The organism is Chthoniobacter flavus Ellin428 (assembly GCF_000173075.1).
Taxonomy (GTDB): domain Bacteria; phylum Verrucomicrobiota; class Verrucomicrobiia; order Chthoniobacterales; family Chthoniobacteraceae; genus Chthoniobacter; species Chthoniobacter flavus.
Genome location: NZ_ABVL01000013.1, coordinates 184,587 through 204,813 on the forward strand (window position 1 = coordinate 184,587; position 20,227 = coordinate 204,813).

General features: G+C 60.7%; 17 protein-coding genes. 14 read left to right on the forward strand and 3 right to left on the reverse strand.

Features of this window, described 5'->3' with window-relative positions; translation table 11 throughout:
- The first annotated feature begins 479 nt into the window (after positions 1-479).
- From CFE428DRAFT_RS20375 to CFE428DRAFT_RS20445, 14 genes are all read left to right on the forward strand, one after another.
- Positions 480-3,140, forward strand: coding sequence for a hypothetical protein (locus tag CFE428DRAFT_RS20375; RefSeq protein WP_042725412.1), 2,661 nt, complete (start codon positions 480-482; stop codon positions 3,138-3,140).
- Between the two features lie 528 nt (positions 3,141-3,668).
- Entirely contained in the window at positions 3,669-4,001 is a 333-nt protein-coding gene (locus CFE428DRAFT_RS20380; RefSeq protein WP_006981529.1) for a hypothetical protein, read from the forward strand.
- 15 nt (positions 4,002-4,016) lie between these two features.
- A complete protein-coding gene (locus CFE428DRAFT_RS20385) occupies positions 4,017-6,608 on the forward strand; it encodes a hypothetical protein (RefSeq protein WP_006981530.1) in 2,592 nt (863 codons plus the stop codon).
- Between the two features lie 537 nt (positions 6,609-7,145).
- Positions 7,146-7,442, forward strand: coding sequence for a hypothetical protein (locus CFE428DRAFT_RS20390; protein WP_006981531.1), 297 nt, complete (start codon positions 7,146-7,148; stop codon positions 7,440-7,442).
- Positions 7,439-8,578, forward strand: a complete 1,140-nt coding sequence (locus tag CFE428DRAFT_RS39970) for a hypothetical protein (protein WP_006981532.1) — start codon at positions 7,439-7,441, stop codon at positions 8,576-8,578. The genes CFE428DRAFT_RS20390 and CFE428DRAFT_RS39970 overlap by 4 nt, the downstream gene beginning before the upstream one ends.
- Before the next feature lie 391 nt (positions 8,579-8,969).
- The gene (locus CFE428DRAFT_RS20400; RefSeq protein WP_006981533.1) at positions 8,970-12,539 is read left to right on the forward strand and encodes a hypothetical protein; all 3,570 of its coding nucleotides are present in this window, start codon (positions 8,970-8,972) and stop codon (positions 12,537-12,539) included.
- Positions 12,536-12,814, forward strand: a complete 279-nt coding sequence (locus tag CFE428DRAFT_RS20405) for a hypothetical protein (RefSeq protein ID WP_006981534.1) — start codon at positions 12,536-12,538, stop codon at positions 12,812-12,814. The genes CFE428DRAFT_RS20400 and CFE428DRAFT_RS20405 overlap by 4 nt, the downstream gene beginning before the upstream one ends.
- Positions 12,815-12,837: 23 nt before the next feature.
- Positions 12,838-13,116 (forward strand): hypothetical protein, encoded by a 279-nt coding sequence (locus tag CFE428DRAFT_RS20410; RefSeq protein ID WP_006981535.1) that lies wholly within the window; start codon positions 12,838-12,840, stop codon positions 13,114-13,116.
- Positions 13,117-13,143: 27 nt separating this feature from the next.
- Positions 13,144-13,356 (forward strand): hypothetical protein, encoded by a 213-nt coding sequence (locus tag CFE428DRAFT_RS20415; RefSeq protein ID WP_006981536.1) that lies wholly within the window; start codon positions 13,144-13,146, stop codon positions 13,354-13,356.
- A gap of 5 nt (positions 13,357-13,361) precedes the next feature.
- Complete coding sequence (locus CFE428DRAFT_RS20420; RefSeq protein WP_006981537.1) at positions 13,362-13,604, forward strand: hypothetical protein; 243 nt, start codon at positions 13,362-13,364, stop codon at positions 13,602-13,604.
- Between the two features lie 27 nt (positions 13,605-13,631).
- Complete coding sequence (locus tag CFE428DRAFT_RS20425) at positions 13,632-13,868, forward strand: hypothetical protein (RefSeq protein WP_006981538.1); 237 nt, start codon at positions 13,632-13,634, stop codon at positions 13,866-13,868.
- A gap of 388 nt (positions 13,869-14,256) precedes the next feature.
- Positions 14,257-14,727 carry a hypothetical protein gene (locus CFE428DRAFT_RS20430; RefSeq protein ID WP_131989509.1) on the forward strand — a complete coding sequence of 157 codons (471 nt, stop codon included), beginning with the start codon at positions 14,257-14,259 and terminating at the stop codon, positions 14,725-14,727.
- A 2-nt stretch (positions 14,728-14,729) separates the two neighbouring features.
- The gene (locus CFE428DRAFT_RS20435; RefSeq protein WP_006981540.1) at positions 14,730-15,293 is read left to right on the forward strand and encodes a hypothetical protein; all 564 of its coding nucleotides are present in this window, start codon (positions 14,730-14,732) and stop codon (positions 15,291-15,293) included.
- 50 nt (positions 15,294-15,343) lie between these two features.
- The gene (locus CFE428DRAFT_RS20445; protein WP_083805258.1) at positions 15,344-16,762 is read left to right on the forward strand and encodes a tetratricopeptide repeat protein; all 1,419 of its coding nucleotides are present in this window, start codon (positions 15,344-15,346) and stop codon (positions 16,760-16,762) included.
- Between the two features lie 171 nt (positions 16,763-16,933).
- Here the strand turns inward: CFE428DRAFT_RS20445 and CFE428DRAFT_RS20450 are convergent, their stop codons facing one another.
- The 3 genes from CFE428DRAFT_RS20450 to CFE428DRAFT_RS20460 all read right to left on the reverse strand — a co-directional run bounded on the left by CFE428DRAFT_RS20450 (position 16,934) and on the right by CFE428DRAFT_RS20460 (position 19,663).
- On the reverse strand, positions 16,934-17,785 hold the full coding sequence (locus CFE428DRAFT_RS20450; RefSeq protein ID WP_131989508.1) for a hypothetical protein: 852 nt from the start codon (positions 17,783-17,785) through the stop codon (positions 16,934-16,936).
- Positions 17,786-18,280: 495 nt separating this feature from the next.
- A complete protein-coding gene (locus CFE428DRAFT_RS20455; RefSeq protein ID WP_006981544.1) occupies positions 18,281-18,547 on the reverse strand; it encodes a DNA-directed RNA polymerase subunit omega in 267 nt (88 codons plus the stop codon).
- A 162-nt stretch (positions 18,548-18,709) separates the two neighbouring features.
- On the reverse strand, positions 18,710-19,663 hold the full coding sequence (locus CFE428DRAFT_RS20460; RefSeq protein ID WP_006981545.1) for a PEP-CTERM sorting domain-containing protein: 954 nt from the start codon (positions 19,661-19,663) through the stop codon (positions 18,710-18,712).
- Positions 19,664-20,227: the final 564 nt, after the last annotated feature.

Here is a 20,227-nt window from a genome sequence, read left to right on the forward strand (position 1 = left end):
GGTAACGATCAGTTCATAGAGCGCTGGTACAGGGGCACGGAGTCGAAAGCCGAGCTTGCGAGACGCCTATGGGACTGGGGGCAAACCCCGCCGCTTTACCAAAGATCATCGCTGGTTGTTCGTCCGGGTTTGCCCCGCAGTCCCATAGGCGCCTCGCTGGTTGTTCGCCCGGGTTCTTCGACTGCGTTCCGGTCGTTACACTCCCTCCACTCCGCTCAGAATGACACGCGGGGAGGGCGGTTTCTCTCGTGCCAAAATCGAGTTTGGACTCGAGGACAAAACGTCTGATTCTTAATCTTAATCTTAATCTTAATCTTAATCCCATCAGGTAACGAGGGAGGATTAAGGATTAAGGATCAAGGATTAAGGATTAAGGATTAAGGAAAGGATCAGCAGAAAATGTCTTGACCCTCGCGCGGCAGGGAGCAACGGCGCGGGGTATGTTGACTATTGGTGAGTCTGCTTCTCCTAATCCGGCTGTGCCGGCGGCGTCTGATCCTGATCCTTATGCGGGGACTCCGCTGCAGGGTGGGGACGGTGCGCGCCCGGAAGATTCCGATGCTTTTGCGGAGGAGGCGCTGGGGATTGATCCGCGGCGGTTGCTGGAGATCACCCGCGATGTGTGTGTGCTCATCGGCGAGTATCGGACGGAGATGGGGCTGGAGTATGGGAATCCGGAGCCGCGCTGGGGGTCTTGGGCGTGGTGGCGGCGGATTGCCCGCAGTGAGTATGCGGGGCGGTTTGCGCATCGCTATCTGACGGGTTATGGCGGGGTGTTTGATGCGCCGGGGGGGAATCTTTCGCTGGGGGTGCCGGCGCGGTTTGTGGCCACGCGCGCGGCGGGGCATGCGGATAATCTCGTGGGGACGGATCCGTTTGTGGCGGCGATGCCGACGGATATCAGTAACAAGGGCGAGGCGGCGTTGAGCCGTGAGGTGGAGGAGAAGCTGCAGGAGGAACTAACCCGGAGTAACATCCGCGGGGTGGTGCGCGAGGCGATCCGGGTGGCTTTGACGGAGAATGATTCGGTGATCAAGCTGACCTGGGTGACGCAGAAGGCGCAGCGGCCGGAGTTGCGGCCGGTGGCGGTGTATGTGGAGAGCGGGGCGCGGAGATCGGAGATGGGAGATGGGAGATCGACTTCCGATGGTGGCGCGATGGCGGATGGCGGTGCGATCACTGATGGCAGTGCGGCTTCCGATGGTGGCGCGACGCCTGATGGCAATGCGACTTCCGATGGTAGTGCGATGGCCGATGGTGGCGGGATGGGTAACGGCAGTACGACGCCTGGTGGGTTCGATCCGGTTGCTTTGCTGGCGGGGATGGATGCGGAGGCGATGGGGGCCGCTAATGCGGCGGCGCGGGCGGCGGCGGAGCCGTTGCGGACGCCGAAGGGGGATTTCATTTTTCAGCACGATGATATCGTGCTTTGTCTCGCGGCGACGAATACCGGCGAGTTTCAGGCGCTTTATGCGCCGGGCGATCCGGTGCCGGAGGGGCAGTATGTGCAGGCGCGGTTGAAGAAGGAGCCGGCGTTTGTCTTTGATCCGGCGACGATGTTAGGGCCGGATAGCAAACCGGTTTTTCAGACGGTGCCGGGGTTGATCGGGACGGACACGATTCAGGATTGCCTGGTGGGCGCGGGGCTGCAGGTGGAGGATTTTTTGTATGACATCAAGCAGCCGAAGCTGATGGACAGCCCGCTGCAGGTCCACGTCTACGACGATGAGCTCGATCGGGTGCTGGCGGCCTACGGGCATTCCAGCGATCCGGCGGAGAAATATGCGCCGCTGAAGGCGGGGCTGAATTTTCCGGCGCCGGAGGAGGATTCGCCGAAGAGCGGGGCGAGCATGCCGAAGCGCGAGCACGGCGAGTATTATAACACGCAGGGCAGCTCGATTCGCCGCAAGTGCAATGTGCACGAATGTTATTACCGGGTGCGGCTCCATCCGGATGATGCCAACGAGACGTGGCTTTTCCTGGTGCTCGATTACGCGCGGCAGGTGCCGCTGCATGCGGAGTATCTGGGTAACATGCGGATGAAGAGTCCGCCGTTCCGCATCCTGCGCGGGCTGGAGAGTGTGCCGTCGCGGGCTTATGGCGTGGGGATTTATCAGAAATTCCACGAGCGCAATCTGGCGGTGGATTACTGGTTCAACCGCGCGAAGCTGAAGACGACGAAGAACGCCAGCGCGGATTTCATGAAGGTGGACGCCTTCATCGAGGCCCAGGATGCGCAGGAGTTTCGCATGGGCGGGACGGAGATTTACCGGGTGAAAAGCGAGCTGAACGATCGGCCGCTGGGGCCCAGCAACCCGGTGATCTGGCGGGAGAATTTGCACGATCAAAACCAACTGGAATGGGAGATGATCCAGAAGATCATCCAGACGGGGCAGATCGAGTTTGGTATCGCGGACATCGGGCAGTTGCAGGATGAAGGCGCGCAGATTGCCAAGGACGCGACGGCGACGGCGACGCGCAATGTGGAGCGCACGGGGAATACTTTGCAGCGCGCGACGGAGAACATGATGGCCGAGGATCTGACCGGGCTGTGTGAGCTGGCGATCGATTTGATTTTGGAAAACGCGGACCTGGAGACGCTGCGGTTTTCGCCGGGCGGGCAGTTGCTCGCCGGGTTGAATCGCGATGAGATTCGCGATCTGCCGCGGCAGGTGCGGCTGTTGCTGACCAAGGCGCGGAGCAGTGAGTCGCTGGCGAATAATCAGCAGGCGGTGGCGATGATCCAGCAGTACGACGCGATGCGTCCGAGTATGCAGAAGCAGGTGCGCTTCGCGTTCATCGCGATGCTGCGCAGTCTCGATGTGCAGGATGCGGATGACATTCTCGTCGAGCCGTCGGATGAAGAGATTCAGGCCGAAGGGCAACAGCGGCCGCCGCCGCCGAATCCGCATCTCGGAGAGAGCATTGGGATCAAGCTGGCGGACCTTTTGCCGAGTGAGCAGGCTCAGGCGTTGCAGCAGATTGGGATTCAGGCGGATCCGCAGCGGGGGCAGGGGGGAGGGCAGTCGGGGCAGTCGCAGCAGTCGGCGCAGCAAGGCGCGCAGCAATCAACGTCGATGGCACCGATGACACCGATGACATCACCGCAGGTCCTGCCAAACCCTTCCGCCGCGGCGTAGAGCCAGGTTATGTACTTTTTCGAAAGCGATGCTATAGGATATCCGGTCGCGGCTGCCTTGCGAGGCCGCTCTCTCCCCGCGGTCATTCTGAGCGGAGTGCCCCGGAGGCCAGGCGGCGGGGCACGCAGTCGAAAGCCGAGTCCGCGAGACGCCTATGGGACTGTGGGGCAAACCCGGTCGAACAACCAGCGAGACGTCTCTGGAACGGCGTGGCAAACGCAACCGAAGAACCAGCGAGAATCGCACGTCAGCGGCGGGGGCCTTCGACTGCGCGCTCCCCACTGGCCCACGAGCGCTCCGCTCAGGATGACACCGTGGGGGGAGACGCTATCCCTTCGCCAAAACAGAATTGCCCAAGATGTGTATAAAGATCAGGTCGCAGGCCGCCGCTACAGCGGAGAGGCGCTGCGCGCGGGGGGTAGCCATCGCGCTCGGAGATCGCGATCCACCAGTACTGCTTCCGCGTCTTATCTCGGCTTCTCGTTTTTCGACTGACCGGTTCTGAAGTTATCTGACCCACCCTGACTTATGCCCGACGCCGATGCCCTTCTCATGCAGGCCCAGCAGGCCCAGCGGATCATCGTGGAGACGCAGGCGGCCGAGGATGCCCGGCTGGAATACACCAAGCATGCCAACACCGCCGGCCGTCTTTATCGGCTGAAGACCAATGACGACTTCATCTGGTTCCTCCAGGAGTTCGTGGAGCCGTTGATCGAGGCGGAGGACAAGATTCTCAATGACCTCGAGACGCCCACCGCCCGGCGCGACATCGCCTGCCAGCGCAAGCACATCGCCCGGGTCATCCGCGGTCTCGCGGAAGCCAAACACACCGAATTTCTCGCCAAAGCCAATCCCAACTAATCAACCGAAAATCCCATGGGTTCCAAACGTTACTACACTCCTCAGGGCCAGCGCAGAGCGGCCGCCGGTTATCCGCCGGCGGGTTATTCCGCTTACTACGGCCCGGCTAACTATCGCATCGATGGCCACGCGCCGACGGTGGTCCCGGATCTGGCCCTGAGCGCGGCGCATGACTGGGATGGATTCGAAAAAAACTTCCCGCAAATGGCGGACGGTAGCGCACGTCCCAAGGCGTTCGTCCCCGCACCGGCGCCGGACGCGTCCGCTCCGCCGGACGCGCCGGATGCGCCGCCGCCAGGTGCCCGAGATTTGGCGATGACCGCGCCGCATGACTGGAGCGGGTTCACAAAAGAGTTCCCGCGGAAGTCGCAGGGGCAGGCGAAGTCGCAGACGCCGCCGGCGAAGGCGCCCACGCCGTCCACGCCGTCCACGGCTCCGGCATCGTCCGCACCGGCAGACGCTGGCATGCTGCCGTCGTTGTTCCGAGTTGGCTCGATCAAGAGCGGGTCCAACGTCGAGCGCTTGCTCGACAGGGCGGCGGGCGCGCAACCGCCGGCGTCACGCACCTCGGCGCCGGCGAACTCCAGCGCGCCGGCCCCGTCTTTCAATGGCACGGTGAGGAACGCACCGGCGGACGTCAACGGCTCGCTCGTGCAGGGGCTGCTCGACAAAGCTTCCGGCGTTCAGCCGACGAGCCCGACTAACACCGCCACGGATTACGGCAAGGGCGGCGTCCGATTCGACCCCAGCGCCCGCGCCGAGAATCAAAAGCAGGCGGCTTACGACCGGGCCACTTCGGGTGAATACGGTCCGATCATGGTGTCGAAGTACGCCCCGACGGGCACGCTTCTGCGGGACGCCAATGGGAACGCATACGGCGTGCAAGGGGATGCTTTAGCGGCACGGCAAAATCTTTTTGCCAGTCATCCCGAGGTATTCCAGAAAGGGACACCGGAGAATGCGGCGATTGTCAATTACGCGAAATCGACCAATCCACTGACTGGCCAGCCGTATGGCGAGGAAGCGGCCATTGCCAATGCGGGCAATCTCATGAAATCCATTGCCAAGGGCTCGGCCACGCCGACGCCCGCGCAAACCGCGGCCTCCCAAGCGGCGCAGCAGACGGCCGCTCAAGCCCAGGCGGACGCCGGCCCGTTCAATGTGGGAACCGTGGGCGGCGACGCCATGACGGGGTTGAAGCATCTCGACCTGCGGTCGGGAGATGCGGCGGAAAGGACTTTGCGTTCCATCGGGATCACGGATCAGAATGCCAAAGACGTGGGCGATTACCTGCGCTACGGAAATAACGAATCGGACGTCGCCCAGAATGAACGCAATACCACCACGGATCCCGGCGTCATTTCGGCTCAGGCGCGGGCTCAATCTTTGGCCCGCGAAGGCGGCACCTCGACGGGCGATGTCGGAGCGCAGGAGCGCACTGCCTCGGTTAAGCCGGGGGCCATTTCGAATAAGGCGCGGGCTCTATCCGCCGCCCGCGAGCGCGGCACGCCGGCATCCGCGGTAGCGAATAACGTCAACGCGGCCCCGAAACCCGCGTCACCGGCCACACCCGCCAGCGCACAGCCGGCGATGTTTGCTCCCACGGCCACGACGCCAAATTCGGCGCCAACGTCGCCCGGCTCCCTGACCGGTAGCTCGCCGACTCCCGGCTTGGATAACTACCACCAGATGCAGGATAACAAGGTGTCGGGCGCGCCGTTGGCTACGGCGAGCAACGCCCCGGACTTGGATGCCAAGGCGGCCAACCAACACATGCCGAGCACCAGCACTTTGGAGGGTCCGCCCGCACCGACGTCGCCGAGTGAGGTCATTCAGCAGAAGGTCAACTCTCTGAACAACGACGATGCATTGCAGGGCTTGAATGCCGGGAATGAGGCCTCGAACGAGACGCCCGAGGACGATTCCGCGCCGGCGAGCGACATGGCTGCCGCGGACGTGCCGAACGATGCCCGCGGAGGCTTCATCCCTAACTACGCTTTCGGTTATGCGACCGAGGGCGGCGGCGACCAGATCGATCTCGCGGATAACATGCGGCGCGCCAATTCCATGCCGAATGTCTTCCACCCTCCGCACGATCCATCGTCCGATGCGGGCAATCCGCCGGCGGAGGCTTCCGCCTTCACGCCGCAGGCGAGGAGCCAGCCGACGGCGGCCGATCGCGCCGAGGCGGCGACCTGGAAGGGTGACATGCAATCCGCGCAGAATGTGCTCAATAGTTACGACAAACAGTACGACCCGAGTGCCGGGACGACCACGCAGCAGCTCGCCGGGCCGAATGGTCCGATGGCCACCGTGGAGGGGACGCCGCCGCCGAAGAATTTTGCGCGTGGCCGGGTGCCGGGTTACGCCGCAGGGCGCCGCCTCTTCGCGCCGGCGATCAAGCGCGAACGGCGGGCCATCGCGGCGGGAGTCGGCGGCGCGCCGCGGACGGCGAAAGCGCAGCCGGTGGTGCTGGCCGGTCGTCCGGCGGTGATCAATTCGAGCGAGAAGGTATTGCCGACGCCCGCGGGCGTAGCGGTGCTGAACCGCGACATGCAGCGCCGGCTGGGGGGAGGGGGGAGGGGGAAGTTGAGAGTTGAGAGTTGAGAGTTGAGAGTTGAGAGTTGAGAGACCGCCACCGGCCCGTAGTGCCACCGGCGCTGCCGCCTCGGCATTACCCACGTTTAGACGTCGAAGGGGATGGCGCCACTGGGAGCGGCGACTTCCTAGTCGCTGACCGAAAAACCGATGCGCGTAGCGCCTCTCTTTGAGGGCGTCGCTCCGCGACGCAGGGTTTTTTCTAAGAAGTCGCACCTCCCAGTGAGCTACGGCCGTATTACCCTAGTCCTAAATCCGAGAAAAGATGTGCGTTATGCTGAGGCTGCAGCGCCGAGGCGGCGGAGGGGAATAGTGGCAGGTCGGCGGACGGGCGAGCCGCACTCCCAAACGCCAGCGTTGATCGAGCGTCTTTTCGTCTTGACCCTCGCCACGTCGGCAGCAACGCCGTGACTGATGGCCAGCCATTCTATCTTTCGCGCTTTCTCCTTCGACGGCCCGCCAGGCGGCCGCCGACTTCCACTATCCCGGCGACGCGCGGTAGCTATCCTGGTCGCGATTACTCCACCCCACTTATATCTCTAACCTATGGGCGAACGACTTGCAGGGTACGATGTCAGCATTTTCGGGCGGCGGCGGGAACTGGCCGCGCAGCCGGTCATCGTGGCCAACGGATTTTCCGGCGGCGACTTTATCGCCGATACGGATACGCATACCGGTAACTGGACGGTCATCGACGTGGTGACGGATGTCGTCTTCGATGCGGTCACGTGTAATATCCCCGGGCTGGAGGCCTCGGGGGCCACCATTCCCGCGGGGAAACAGCTCTTCGGCAGCTTCACCCTCATCACGCTGGGCAGCGGCTCGGTCATCGCCTACCAATGATCCTCGTCGCCACACCCGTGCTGGGATGTTATCGGCCGCGGCTCGTTCCGGGGCCGCCGCCGGTTTATACTAACACGGCGTTTCTTTCGAACACCGGCGATGATGGGACGGCCGGGTTCAACAATCCCGAGCAACCCTACGCCACCCTCGCCGCGGCGGTCTCCGCGCTCGCCGCCGGTTTCCCGGGAAGCCCGGTGGTGCTGGGCTTTACCCAGACTTATAACCTGGCGGACTCGGACACGCCGGACGTCTCGCAATACGATAACCTCCTCGCCACGGGGCTAACTCTGCAGGGGTATCATGCCGGCAGCCCGACGACGGTTACGGGTAACTTCCCATTTGGCAGCCAGGCCAATGCGAATTTAACACTGACTCATGTGGCCGTGGCGGTCGTCATCAAAGCGGAGCAGAGCGGAGGATCGGGCGCCCAGAGCGCGGGGCAGATCACGGGGAAGAACGCGACCATCGGCAGTTTGGCCGTGAACGGTGGTTCCGGCGATGGGGGGAGCCCGGGCACGGACGGCGATTTTGAGATGGGCGGGAACGGAGACCCCGGCTCGGATGGCTCGCCGCCCTCGGATGGCTCGCCGGCTAGCGCGGTGACGATCGTCGGTGGCACCGGCGGCGCCGGCACGGATGGCAAACGAGCCTGGGACGTGACCCTGCGCGGCACGCTGCATGTCGCGAACGTCTCCGCGGTAGGCGGCAGCGGGGGTGTCGGCGGGACCGGTGGAGGCGGCGGTTCCGGGCAAGGTGGCACGGGAGGCGCGGGAGGCAACGCCATCGATGACGGCGCCGGCCACGCCTTCGATGGCGGTAATGGCGGGGACGGCGGCAGCGTGACTGCCAACGGCGGCAGCGGCGGCACCGGAGGCAATGGCGGTGATGGTGGCGTCATCTACTATGAGGCCGGTGTTTTGGTGGGTAGTTACTCCGTCGACGGAGGGGCCGGAGGTTTCGGCGGCAATGGCGGTTCCGGGGGTGGCGCCGAAGTCGGCGGCGGAGGCATGGGAGGGGTGGGGGTGAACGGCGGCGCCTCTGGCAACAGCGGAGCCCCGGGTAACTCGTTTACGAGTGCCGGTTTTCCCGGCGCCGGCGGCAACCATGGAGCTGCTGGTACGGTGGAACTAATCTAACACATTCATTTGATAACTCTCGCTCCGCTCGGTTGCCCTCCTCTTCCTCGGCCCTCTGCGTTCTCCGCGGTGCTACCCGAAAAGTGGACGCAGCTTGCGTAAATGTTTTACCGCGAATGGACGCCAATGAACGCGAATAGAGGAGAAAGATGAATGCGTTTCTGATTCGCGCTCATTAGCGTCCATTCGCGTTTTTTTTACTCCACGAGCCCATCTCCGCTTCTTCTCTGCGCCTCTGCGGCCTCTGCGTTCAAAAAATTCTTTGGTTGCGGTTCGGCCGCGCTGTGTTCTCTGCGTATAGATTAGCCGTGGCGACCGTGTTGTTTAAAATTCCCTAACTCCATGCTTTCGCGCTTGACCTCCAGAAGCTGGGGCGCAACGGGCGCGGGGGATGGGCGATCCTCTTTCCGAATCCAATCTCGAGGCCCTGGACGCCGCTCCGACGACGAGCAGCGCCGTGACGCTCGATGATGCCACGATCAAGGCCTCCGATCTCGCGCAACGCGGGCTGACTCATTATACCACAGCTTGGGCGGATGACTCGATTCCCGACTCGCCGGATGCCGCGGACGTTCCGAATGCTCCGCCGGATGCGCAGTCGAATGTCACTTCTCCCGATGCGTCTCCGTCGTATGCTTCGGCATCGTCGGTCACATCGCCGTCGAATGCTTCGCCATCGGCTGCCGCACCGGGCTTTGCGCTCACGCTGATCGACGCGCCGTCGGACTCCGGGCCGGATGCTTCGCCCGCTCCGGTGGATCCGGCGGACCCGGTGACCGCGGCGCAGCGGGATTACCAGGCGGCGCGGCAGGCGGCCGGGCAGTCGATGCTCGATACCCGGCAGAAGCTGGCCAATCTCGGGTTCAGCGTGCCGGATGATGCGCTGGCCGATCCGGCGGCGTTGCACACGGCGGTGCAAGTGCAGATCAATGCGGCACTCGCCGATCCCAGCGCCAATCAGCTTTCGCCGTTGGGTCCGGCGCGGCTCACGCCGCACTCCCAGCTTCTTCGGGATAACCTCGCGGACCTCGGCAACCGCGCGGCGGCGATCGTCAGCGATCATGCCGATACCCTGGATGACTTGCGCAGCTCCTACCGCGCACTGTCGACTTCGCGGCCGCCCACCACGGAACCGCCCACCGCCGCTTCGCCGGACCAGGGATCGACTTCGCGGCCGCCCACCACGGAACCGCTCACCGCCGCTTCGCCGGACCAAGGATCGACTTCGCAATCGCCGATGACGGACGCCCAGGGGCAGCCGACCGGCGCACAGCCGCAGCCGAACGCTGCGCAGTCGCAGCCAGGTACCGGGCCGTCGCAGCCCACCGCGACGTCGCCACAGGCAGATCGAGCGGCCTCGGTGACGCCGGCGACCACGGCCACGCCGCCATCGCCGGCCGGCGCGCCGGTGCAACCGATTACCGGGATCCCGAATTTCTTGTGGAGGACCGCCCTCACGGGGGCGCACACTTTCGAAAAAAGCATCGAGGGCGCGCTGCAATGGAGCAAGGCGCTGCCGGAGTGGGCCGGGGGCATCATGCCCGTGGCTTGGGCGCTGCAAAAGGTCGCCAATCACACCGCTGCCCTCCCGGCCCTGCAACACCGCACCGAGCAACAAGAGGCGCTCCTGCGCGGCGAACCCGTGGTTTTGGATTCGGGTGAAACCGTGCAACTCGGCGAACCCTCCACCGCCACCCGGATCGGATCCAACCTCGTCGGGGGCTTGATCGGCAATGCGCCCGGGATCGCCCTGGGCGGCATCCCCGGCCTCCTGACCCTGGGGATGCAGACCGCGGCGCAATCCAGCGCGGAGGCGCACGACCAGGCCAAAGCCGCCGGCGCATCGGACTCCGATGCCGCCAAAGCGGGCCTCGTGGCGGCGCTGAAAACGCTCCCGGGCACGCTGCTGTTTGCGGGCGCAGGAGGGGTCACCGGTAAGATCCTGAAAAACATCGTCCCGCTGGAGGCGTCGCCCCTGGCCCGGGCCGCGGCCGCGTGGGTGACCGGCAGCGGAGTGAATGTGGCCGCGGGCGCCGCGGGGAAGGCCGCGGCCGGTCAGAATCCGACGCCGACGCTGGATGACCTGGTCAATGCGGTGGTCTTCGCGGGCCACGGTGCATCGACGGAATACCAATCGCCGCAGCAACTGGCCACCGCGCGCAGCATCCTCAGCGGGCAGCACCCGCAAGTCGCCGTGCTCGACGGCATCGCGCAAGGAGCCGGCGGACGATACACCCCGGAGCAACAGGCACAGGCCGCGCAATACAGCCATGCCCTCCGCGCGGTCGCCGCGGATTTCCTCGACAAGGTGCGCGCGGGAAAAGGGATCAATGATCGCGCGGGGGCGGCGGCGGAGTCGCCGGCCGTTCCTGGGGGACCGGTGGCGGAGTCCGGTCCCGGCGAGTCGAACTTATCCACACCCAGCGGACTAACATCACAAAACCCACCAGCAGGGCTAACATCACCAGGAAGTCTGGTCCGACAAGGCTCCACAGGCTCGCAATCATTCCGGCCTTCTACTCCCGCGGCGCCCGAGGGTCAATCCTTTGCCACCCCGCCGGCGCCGGAGACTCCGGGCGCGCCGGAGCGACCGTGGGGCGTGTCCGAGGCGGACCGGGGAACGCCCGTGGAGTCGCGCAACGGCATCACCGGCACGCTGGGCGATGCCAATTCGCAAAAGGCAGCGGTCCGTGACGCCAGCGGTAACTATCATCTCTTCGATGCCGCCGATGTCCGCCCCGCCGCGCCGGATGTGCCACGTGAGAGCGGAGAGAAGTCTAACATTCCGGCAAATCCTAACCCACCGCCGAATCCCGGGCCGTGGGGCGAAGTCACCGACGATCACCGCGGCCTGCCCGTCGAGACGCAAGACGGCCGGACCGGCACGCTGGCCGCGGGGCCGCTGCCCAATACCCCCAACCCCAACATCGTCCTCCGCGACGCCGCGGGGACACTGCACGTCGTCCCACAGGCGGAAACGCGGCTGGCGGGTTCCGCGGGCGACGATGCGCCTTCACCGGAGGGCGGCGCGACCGCAACGGGCACCCCCGCCGCGCCGCCGAATCCCGGGCCGTGGGGCGAAGTTACCGATGATCACCGCGGCCTGCCCGTCGAGACGCAAGACGGCTTGACCGGCACGCTGGCCGCGGGGCCGCCACCCGGCTCTCCGAATGGCAACGTGGCCATCCGCGACGCTGCGGGGAAACTGCACGTCAAACCGCAGGCGGAAACACGGCTGGCAGGTTCCCCAGGCGACGATGCTCCGCCGCCGGAGAGCGGCGCGCCGGCGCCCGGCGCGAACTTCACTACGCCGGAGGCTGGAACGCCGGATGTTCCTGATGAGACAGCGACGAATTCCGACGAGGGGGACGAGTCAGGGATCGCTGCCCATACCACCTTCTATACGCATCCTTTGGACCCAGTAACTCCGCCGGAACCAGGAAAGGGAATTGTGGCGGAACCGAACCGAGCTACTGTCGAGGAAGCGGAAGTGATCAACGAACCTTTGGAGCATGGTACCGTGTACCTGCCGGACGGCAGTGTGTTGATGAGAAAGCCCGGAAAAATAAAGGACCAGGTGCCGTTCAAAAAGAAGGAAATACCCCTGCTGAAAGATAACATCTTTACGCACAATCATCCTTGCGGTAACTCCTTCTCGGAAGGCGATCTGGACTTCGCCGCGAAGGCCGACTTAGGGGAAATCCGCATCGTCTGCCCAACTCCCAAGGGTGGCGCCGTCCTTTTTCGCCTGCAGCGGCCTGCAAAGGGGTGGTTGCCCGCCGAAGAAATGACGAGCGCCTATAAGGCCGCCATGTCCAAGGTGCGCAACCGGCAGTTTGCGGAGAGGGCCGCCAACAAGGTCGGCAAAAAGCAGTCCAGCCAGATCTTCGCGCATGAGATTATGAACGAGTTGCAAAAAGAATTTCCGGAGGATATCCTTTACTCCCGGACCGACCTATGAACACTCCGCCAAACGAGCCCACCCGGGACGATGAGTTCATCCTCGACGACCGTTTCGAAGGGCCCTTCGATCGGGAGAGGCCGACCCCGGAGGAATTGCGTCGGGCTGACGCAGAACTGGCCGCGCTGGCTGTATATTGCAAGGAGCGGCCCTATCCCGACGACCCGGAAAAAATCGAGAAAGAAAAAAAGGCGCGGGCGAAATATGAGGCGGCAATCGTCGCGATCAATGCCCAATACGAGAAAGAAATGAGGGAGAAGGAAAAGAAAGGGTAACTAGACCGCGCCCGTATTGACCTATGAACACTCCGCCAAACGAGCCCACCCGGGACGATGAGTGCATCCTCGACGACCGTTTCGAAGACTTATTCGACCAAGAAGGGCCGACACCGGAGGAGTTGCGTCGGGCCGACGCTCAGCTGAAGGCATCAGCTATATACTACAAGGAGCGGCCCTTTCCTGACGACCCGGACAAAATCGAGAAAGAAAAAAAGGCCCGCGCGAAATTTGAGGCGGCGCTAGCCGCGATAGAGGCCCAATACGAGAAGGAAATGAAGGAGAAGGAAAAGAACGGGTAGCCAGGCGGCGCATTTGGTGCGCCCGCGTTGACCTATGAAAGGGACAACGAAGTCGCCATCGAAGACCATTTCAAGGACTTTGGAGGCGACGCCTACGCGGGCAGAAAGTATCCCGACAAAAGCACCGAGGTGCTCACCATGGGCATCGAGCGATTGCATGCCGATCCGGCGCTCTTCGCGGAGCAGGACCCCGAATACTTCACTTTTGTTGTCAACACCCTGCGGGGAGTGGTAAAATAGAATCTATGGCAGCCATCATCGAAATCATGGGGCACACCGTCAGCTTCGACGGCATTCATTGGGCTTCGGAAAATCCCGCGGCGGCGGAACTTTGCGAATTGAGAGCAAAAGATTTTGTTGCCCGTTATTATCCGGACATTGTCAGTGGCCTCGCCACCGCCGTGGCCAAATCGCTGAACGGCCGGGTGATTCATCTCGATCCGAAACCCCAACGCGAAGGGCCGCCACCGGAGCACATGGCTTACTGAGAGCGGAAGCTTGGGTGAAACGAAGCTATGGCTGCCATCATCGAAATCATGGGCCACGCCGTCAGCTTTGACGGCATTCATTGGAAATCGGAGAAGCCTGCGGCGGCAGAACTTTGCGAGTTGAGAGCAAGAGATTTTGTGGCGCACTATTTTCCAGATCGGGTCGGCGGTCTGGCGACCGCCGTGGCGAAATCACTGCAGGGGCATGTCATCCATATTGATCCGATTCCGCCCAATGACGACGGGCCGGATACGATTTATTGAGGGTGCGAGGGGAAAAGGGGGCAGGCGACATAATTGGACAGGTCGACCCAGCGCCGCCGGGGTTTGGGCGAAGGATGTTGTTCTCGGCGGTGACAGAGGATTTGCTGGCTGACCGCTATTTTCTCGCTGCGATCGCTTTCGGTCGCGGTGAATGGCGCCGAAAGACGACACCGCGAAGAAGATGGTCGGAAGCAACCAAAACCTTCGGCTGGCGCTTTTCCGCTTGACCCTCACCCCATCGGGAGCAACGCCACGACTTATGGCCAGCCATTGTATCTTTCGAGCCTCATCCTTCGACGCTCCACGCGGCGATAGTGATCGACTATTCCGGCGGCCGGCGGTCGATATCCTGGGCTCGGTCACTCCACATCACTGGGACCTCTAACTTATGGGTGAACGACTTGCCGGATTCACAGCGTCGATTTTCGGACGGATGCGAGAGTTGTTCTCGTGGCCGATTCTCATTTGCGGGCTGAGCACGGACGGATCCAAGGCCATCCCGATTACCGTGGACTCCGGCGGCGGGCTGTCCAGTGGAGTGGTCGAAGTGCGCGGTACTGCTTTGGAAGCGGGCAAGGTGCTGAAAAGCTCCGGCGGAAAACTGAAACAGTTCTCGGTCTTCAACTCCAAGGCGGCGGCCCAATTCATTTTGCTGATGGACTCCGCGACCGTGCCGTCGGACGGGGCCGTGACCTTGCTCTTTCCGCCCATCCCGGTAGCGGCCGGCCAGCTCCTGGTGCTGGATCTTCCGACGCCGCTTTCCGCGGCCAACGGAATCGCCGTGAGCAATTCCTCGACTGGGACGTTCAGCAAAACCATCGGAAGCGCAGACTGCGCGTTTTATGCGCAGGTAATCTAACTATGGGCATTACTGTTTCACCATTACCATCCGGCGGAGGCGGATCGCTTCCGCAGCTTCCGATTTGGACCTACAAGGGGGGCGCTAACCCAACGATCAATGCCGGTGAATTTGGCTTCGACAATGCCGACCCTTCGGCATCGACGCACATATTTTTTTCGATCAACTCCAAGAATGGCCCGTCGATCGATCTGTCGACGCTCTTGGAAGAGCTGGGATACTGCTACTTCGTATTGACTGATGCATCCGGGAAACCCTACGTGGGAACTATTGTTTCCTTGTACACTTCTACGGTGAACTACGTCGAATTGTATTTTAATTGGATTACGAACCCACCATCACTTCAGGGTGACTATGCGTTTTCATTGGGACCATCACCCAGCTTGGTTACCGGAGTTAACGGTCACAACGGACCGGGAGCGGTGACGGTCAACGACGCCGATGTGATGTCCGCCTCCGGCATCAATCCGATCGCAGACGGCACGTATTCCGTGACGGGTCCGAACACCATCGGAAGCATTACCTTTATGGATGGTCGGTGCACGGCCTATACGCCTGGGACGTAACCAACTCGCTCTTGACGGAGAGGTAGCCATCAGCTGATGGTATTTTGAAGATGTCTCCCCGTGGTTCCGACGCACTTTTCCATCTTGGATTGTCACATCATAAATTCGGACGCATAGCCGAGGCCGAGGCAATTTATCGTCAACTCCTCTCGGTAGATCCAAATCATGCGGAAACACTGCATTTTTTGGGAGTAGTGGAGCACCAGAAAGGACGACACTCGGAATCCGTTGTCTTGATCGAACGAGCGATCAGTCTCAACCCTCTCAACGCCGCCGCTCATTCGAATATCAGTGAATCCTATCGGGCGTTGGGCGATTACAGTAGGGCGGAGGCGGAAGGTCGGCGTGCGATTGAGTTGAATCCGAATTTTGCGGTTGCTTATAACAATCTTGGGAACGCCTTGAAAGGGCAGGGCCGGATCAAGGAAGCCTTGGACGCCTATTGCCACTCAATTACTCTTGATCCAGTCAATAGCCGAGCTCATCTCAACATCTCGATCATCCTTGCCGATCTCGGAAGATCAGATGAAGCGATAGTGGAATGCCGACGGGCACTGGCAATCGAGCCGAATCAAGTCGCTACAAAGTTTCATCTTGCGCTCCTTTTACTCCTCCACGGCGAATTCGAAGAAGGATGGCACCTCTACGAATCGCGCCACCTTTTGCCGTTGGCGCGCAAGCGAGATTTCAACCAGCCAAAGTGGGATGGCGGACCTTTGAAAGATCGCCGAATCCTACTTCACGCCGAGCAAGGTTTTGGCGACGCGATCATGTTCGTCCGATATACGACGATCGTCGCCCAAAATGGGGGTGTCGTGATCGTGGAATGCCCTGGTGTTCTAACGAGACTATTTCGCAATGCCAAAGGTGTCGCTGAGGTCATTACGGATGGTGACCCACTTCCTCAATTTGATGTCCATCTGCCGATGGCCAGTCTTCCGCTGACATTGAAGCAGTACGCGCCGATCACTACGCGAGATCCTTATATTTGCACGCCGAATGTGAGAACTTCCTGCGGATTGGACGTCGGCATCGTCTGGGCCGGTAACCCTGGAAACTACAGGGATCAACGACGTTCGATTTCCCCGGAACTTCTCCAGCCAATTCTGGACATCCCGGAAGTGAGGTTTTGTAGTCTGCAGTTGGGCCATCCCGCGCCTTCCGGAGTTACTGATCTAACGCGGTCAATAAACGATTTTGAAGATACTGCGGCGGCGATGTCTGAACTCGACCTGATCATCACGGTGGATACGGCCGTAGCGCATCTCGCCGGGGCGATGGGTAAGCGGGTCTGGACGCTGTTGCCGTTCGTGCCCGACTGGCGCTGGGGGCTGCATGGCGATACGACGCCGTGGTACCCGACGATGCGGCTATTCCGGCAAAAATCTGCGGGCGACTGGGAAGAAGTGATCGAGCGGGTGCGTGCGGAGCTGCAAGCTTGGGCGTCAGAAGGCGGGGGTAACTCTTGACAGTGGACACATTTACTAGACCTCGGCGCGTCATGCCTTGATGCAAAGGGATAGCGTGGTCCTCCCTTTGCGGCGTTTTGCCAAAGCGCGTTTCGATATGTACTAGCTGTCAACTGTCAAGAGTTGACCCCGATTATATTGACCCCGATTATACCCCCGATTATACCCCGATTATAGCGCCTTTTTTACTCGCTCGGTCTCGCGGCGGCTCTGAAGTTCAGAAAAAATGCGCGCTCTTTCTTTGTCACTTCCGAAAAACTTGCCAAGCAATCTGTTCACCGCTGCCTCGTCTTGTGGCGCCCAGCAAAAAGAATCCTCGATCGCAACTTCCGCAAAATGTTTAAGCCGATGTAGGGAAGCATTCAACTCGTCCTGCTCGGCGTTCTCCAATTCATTTTGCGTCAATAGCGCGGCTAACTTTCGACCTTCTGGGCTTGCTCGTTGGATTGCCTCTTCTTCGCTAAAAAACCCCGTTCGATGGGGTTCAATAGGCTTTCGTATATAGCCCGGCACAGTATGAGCCGCTAACAAATCCCGGTAAGCCTCCAATCTAGCTATACCGTCGTTGCGCAAGGCGACAAATTGGTCCCGATCGAAATCGCCCAACGGAGGAGGCGCATTAAATCCTCCAAGCAGGTTCTTCATCTCCTGAACAAGTGCTGCATCCTCGATTCGCGAATACGGTGTCAGGTAGACCTTCCAAAGGATCTTATTAGCAAGCCAAATTCGCGAATAGTCCGGCTTCGCGGGATATCTCGGCCATCCGACAACGGCGCTTCTAATGCCCAACAATGCACGGAAATAAGCGCGACCATGGTCTTTTCCATTCTGCGCATCCACCTCGGCGATCATCGCCTCCACCGCTAAATAGTCCTTTTGTTCTACGAGTTGCTTTGCCCGCGCAACAATTTCGGGCGGTGCATCGGCGCCGTCCGGATCGATTTCCGCCCGCGCAACACAAACAGAGAACAACAGGACAAAGGCTATTCTGACCCAGCGGCAGAGGCCAGCGAGACAAGACATAAGGATCATGGTTGATGGGTTGCGGATTGCGTGGGCGAGACTGCAGGTGTAGCCCGGCCATTTTTTCTTACCTCAGCCTGGAAATCTGGCACAGGAGAAAATACCGGGTCGAAATTGCAGTGGGTCGGTTCTTAAATTTGTGGCCCAGCCCTGTCGGAAGGCGGGTCAACTCTTGACAGTTCAACCATTTACTAGACTTCGGCGCGTAATGCCTTGATGCAAACGGATAGCGTGGTCCTCCCTTTACGGCGTTTTGCCAAAGCGCGTTTCGACGTGCGCTATCTGTCAACTGTCAAGAGTTGACCCCGATTAGACCCCGATTAGAGTTGACCCCGATTACCCGATTACGACCGAGTTGACCCCGATTACGACCCGATTACGAAGAGTTGACCCCGATTACGATTGACCCCGATTACCGCCGATTACCCCGATTAGACAGACTTGGCCGAGCATCCGATCCAAGTCGTCGACTTCAATCATCTAACCACCGACGCATTACGCGCGTTCTCTGCGTTCGTTCAGGTAGTCGTCTCGACGGCCTGGGGCAACCGGTTCTTCAACGTATTCTGAAGTCTGCTCGTATGTCAGCTTCCCTTTGATCACTTCCATCAGGGCAATGTCGGCCAAACCCATGCGCGATTCGATTTCCACCATCGGCCTGTGGCCATTGGAAAGTTGACGCACCCGCCTCGAAATGACATTTACGAGGTATTGTTCGTTTTTGATGACGGCAAGGGCTTTTTCGAGTAGTTGGCTTTGCATAAGGAGACGTTTCCCAGCCGACTCAGGGGTTTCACCGCGCGGGCTCCTTAAAAGAGAGACAGAAGCAGATGTGCACCGTCGTCTTTTTCGCAGAGATAGCGAGGAGTATTTTCGGAAATGAAGGAATGCACAAACCATTGACCACAATGCGCGCGTCGGTGCTCAATGAGCAAGATGCCGTCGTCGCTTGAGCAGGAATATTAATCCTGAACCAAGTAGCAATACGGCGGAGGCAGGTTCTGGCACGGCTTGAATGGTAATAAAGGTGGTGGTCAATTCACCTGCCAGCCCGACCGGGTTTCCCGATATTCCCGTTCCGGTGAAGGACGCGTTGTTTACCGTGTCATACGCCGTGTAATTGGCTTGGAAGTTATAGGTCTGTCCGGGGACCAAAGTGCCAGGAGCGATGGTGAAGGAAGTCAGAGCTGGATCGCTTTTCCCGAGGCCGTTCTGGGAAACGCTTGGAGCGGAAATGGGCTCTAAATTGGAATCGACAAACTCAAACTTGATTTGGGCGGCGGAGGTGCTCGAGCCGGTCGCAGCCGAATAGGCAGTGAACGAACTCGTGTTGAATGTGAGGACGGTGGTAGCTGTGGGGTCAATGAGGAGATTAGTGCCGCTCCAGGTTCCGCCGCTGGTGAGCGTTGGGGAGCTCGGATAGACGGGATTCACGGTATTCAGTGAAAGGGTCGGTGTCACAGTGGCATTGCCGAGGGTAAGGGAAAAGTTTCCCGTCCCGTATTGTGTATTCAATGCTGCCTGTGTCGCGAAGGGCGCACCCCAATGATATATGTGGTAGCCATTACCGGTTGCCCAGTTCGGGGCGGAGGAGGGACCGGTTGAAAACGTAATGCTGCCGCCATTGGGGTAGCCGAGGATGGGAGCGGCGGAAAGGCTTGCCCCACCAGTATCAATTGCTGCGACCATGGAGAATTGACTGACGTAAAACCCACCGAGCGGGGTATAGCCGTTGGAAAAAGAAGCGCTGCCTGTTTGTTGTAGGGATTCTTGCTCGTGTATGTTGTAGGTGGTCGCCGAGGAGGCGCGGGCACTGAAAGGCAGTCCTTGGAAATAGGCCAGCAGTGCGCAGATGGTAAGATATGCCTTTGTGTTCATGTTACTTTTTCGAGTGCGGCTTGTGGATCACATGCCGCAGCTACGCATTCGTGTGTAGAACGCAATGCGGTTCGTGTCGAAGCTTATTCCGTATTTGTGCGGAGCCTTTCAATCTGGGTCTACGGTGCAGTCTTGAGCCTGAAGTAAACGTGTTTCAAGCCTCGTTCCTCGCTGCAGTCGCGTAAATCCCTCAAGGGCCTCCAGGGGTGAAGATCTAATTCCAGCGATACCAGCGGTATTCCATCCGTGACCGGCACCTAAAACAATGACGCTATCTCGATTGCCACTTGTAGAGGTGCATAGCGATATACATGGCGAGCATGCCTATCAAAAATCCCGAAGAGTAAATTCCCATTGCCCGAAACCTCGCCGCGCCTCCGACGAGCCACGCCAAGCAGTTCGCAATGACAAGGACGACCATCACGGCAGTGACATAGACTGAAAGACGTCGCTGTTTCATAGTCCCAAAATAGTTCGATCCACAGTCGATGCATCCGATATGTAGTCGCCCCGCTCCGTGGTGGGCGGCGACTGAGCCTAAGCATTACCCACATCTCAAAAAAG